This window comes from Cytobacillus sp. IB215316 (assembly GCF_033963865.1).
In the GTDB taxonomy this organism is placed as follows: domain Bacteria; phylum Bacillota; class Bacilli; order Bacillales; family SM2101; genus Nanhaiella; species Nanhaiella sioensis.
In genome coordinates, this window is record NZ_JAXBMC010000042.1 from 1 (window position 1) to 2,678 (window position 2,678).

3 protein-coding genes are annotated in these 2,678 nt (G+C 33.0%); all 3 read left to right on the forward strand.

Annotated elements, in window-relative coordinates:
- The first annotated feature begins 186 nt into the window (after positions 1–186).
- The 3 genes from SLH48_RS22110 to SLH48_RS22120 all read left to right on the forward strand — a co-directional run bounded on the left by SLH48_RS22110 (position 187) and on the right by SLH48_RS22120 (position 2,393).
- Entirely contained in the window at positions 187–747 is a 561-nt protein-coding gene (locus SLH48_RS22110; protein WP_320259898.1) for a TetR/AcrR family transcriptional regulator, read from the forward strand.
- Positions 748–825: 78 nt separating this feature from the next.
- On the forward strand, positions 826–1,641 hold the full coding sequence (locus SLH48_RS22115; RefSeq protein WP_320259900.1) for an oxidoreductase: 816 nt from the start codon (positions 826–828) through the stop codon (positions 1,639–1,641).
- An 11-nt stretch (positions 1,642–1,652) separates the two neighbouring features.
- Complete coding sequence (locus tag SLH48_RS22120; RefSeq protein ID WP_320259899.1) at positions 1,653–2,393, forward strand: SDR family NAD(P)-dependent oxidoreductase; 741 nt, start codon at positions 1,653–1,655, stop codon at positions 2,391–2,393.
- The last annotated feature ends 285 nt before the right edge of the window (positions 2,394–2,678 follow it).

Sequence of the window (2,678 nt, forward strand, 5' to 3'; positions counted from 1 at the left end):
AAAGTTATGATTCAACAATACAATGTGGGTATTAGTTACTCCCTTTGCGTTGAGCTGATCTTCACCAATCTGACGCAAATCTGAAAATAGAGATCAGCGTCTTTTTAGTGATGTAATTAAGTACTATCTTGACATGTTGGATTGAACAATCTATAATTGGATTAAGCAATCCGAAAGGAGGGAATAATGAGCAAAAGAGATGATATACTAAAAGCTACACTAAACCTTATAATAAAAGGTGGTTTTCAAAGTCTAACATTGGCTACCATTTTGAATGAGGCTAATGCAGGATATGGAACACTATATAATCATTTTAAAAGCAAGGATGAGCTAATATATGTTTTATATTGTGATTTGAGGAAAAAAATTAGTCATGTTGTCTTAGCTGACTTTAATGAAAATCATACTATAAAACAACAATTTGATCATTTTGTCGAAAAGTATTTGGATTTTTGTATTAATAACATTGATGAAATGAATTTCGTTGAACAGTTTAGTTATTTTTATTCAGACTCAGCAACCATCGTAGGTTTAGACGATGATGGTTTTTATAAAGCATTATATACCTTATTGGATACTGGCCAAAAAAATGGTCTGCTAAAAAAGTGTAAAATCGAATTATTGATTCAGTCAATTAATGGATCAGTTATGTCATTGGCTAGAGGTGTTAATTCAGGAAAGTATAGATTGTCTGATAAAGATAAATTAGATTATTTACAAATTTGTTGGGATTCTATTAAAGATTAAAATGCTGCTTACGATGTAAGCAGTAAAAAATTATTTAAATTGGATTGATTAATCTATCCAAAAAAATCAGGAGGTTATATTATGAAGAAGATAGCATTGGTAACAGGTGCATCATCAGGTATTGGTGAAGATACTGCACTACGCTTAATGGAAGCAGGGTTTGTAGTATATGGAGCAGCAAGAAGACTTGATAGAATGGAAAGCCTAAAAAAGGAGGGTGTAAAAACCCTTCCGTTGGATGTAACAGATGACGAGTCAATGGTGAAGTGTGTAAAAACTATAATCAAAGAAGCTGGAAGAATTGATGTACTAGTAAATAATGCAGGATATGGTTCTTATGGAGCTCTAGAAGATGTACCTATGTCAGAAGCAAAACGTCAATTTGAAGTATGTGTTTTTGGTTTAGGTAGGATGACACAATTAGTTTTACCACATATGAGGAAACAAAAATCTGGGAAAATAGTAAATATTTCTTCTGTAGGTGGAAAAATAGGTGAACCTCATGGATCATGGTATCATGCAGCTAAGTTCGCTGTAGAAGGAATGAGTGATAGTATTAGAATGGAACTCAAACAATTCGGAATTGATGTAATTGTCATAGAACCAGGTTCAATAAAAACTGAATGGAATGGCATTGCTAGAGAAAATATGCTGAAAGTATCTGGTAAGTCTGTATATGGAGATTTAGTAAAAAAGCATGCTAATATGCTTAAGAACTTTGAAGGCAGAGGTTCAGACCCAAGCATTATAGGAAATACAATTGTAAAAGCTGTCACAGCAAGTAAGCCAAAAACAAGATATTGCATAGGTACTGGTGGTCCTCTTATGTTGAACATGAGAAGATTATTGTCAGATAGAATGTTTGATAGAATGATGCTTAGTCAAATGAAATAGGAGGAATAACTATGAGGTTTAATAATAAAGTTGCATTTATTACTGGTGGTGGATCTGGAGTGGGAGAATACACTGCATATAAACTAGCACATGAGGGTGCGAAAGTAGTTGTTGTAGGGAGAACAAAAAAAAAGCTTGATAAAGTTGTTTCAAAAATTGTTGATGATGGAGGTAATGCCAAAGGAATACAATGTGATGTATCAGACGCAGAATCATTAAAAAAAGCAGTTGATGAAACAGTATGCACATACGGAAAGTTAGATTTTGCTGTAAACAATGCAGGTGTGAACCAAAAGTTTGATAAAACTGCAGACTTAACAGTAGAGGAATATAAGAGAGTCACAGGTATTGTTTATGATGGAATATACTATTCCATGAAGGCAGAGATTCCTCACATGCTGAATAATGGAAGTGGCTCAATTGTAAATGTGACTTCGGTATATGGAAAAAAAGGAATGGTTTACAATTTAGCATACTCGGCAGGAAAACATGGAGGGCATGGTATGACTAAAACAACAGCACTTGAATATGCTGAGGAAAATATAAGAGTTAATACAGTATTACCTGGTGTTATTGATACACCTCTTTTAAAATCTGAACCAGAAGCTGTTGAAAGAATTAGGCAAGGGATACCAATTAAACGTTTAGGTAAACCTCATGAAGTGGCAAATGCAATATGTTTCTTATTATCAGATGAAGCATCTTATATCACAGGCACTGAATTAACGGTTGATGGTGGATTTTTAATATAGCAATCAATTATAATTCTAAATCAACTTATATAGAAATATAGTGTAAGGGTTCAAGGGAATTTAGTAGTGATGGTGGAACAAAAGAAATATTTATTAAAGCCATAGTTATTGCTGTGGCTTTAATTTATCAAATATACTACATTTCCTTTTAATTAGTTAACTAATTGTTAGGTAATTGCAAAGCAAAAGATTGGAGTAAATTAATCAAAAGTTTGGTATTTCACAATATGGCGCTTTTCAGAAATAATTCCGAAAAGCGTCTTTCTTTATGTATGGCTCTTCTCG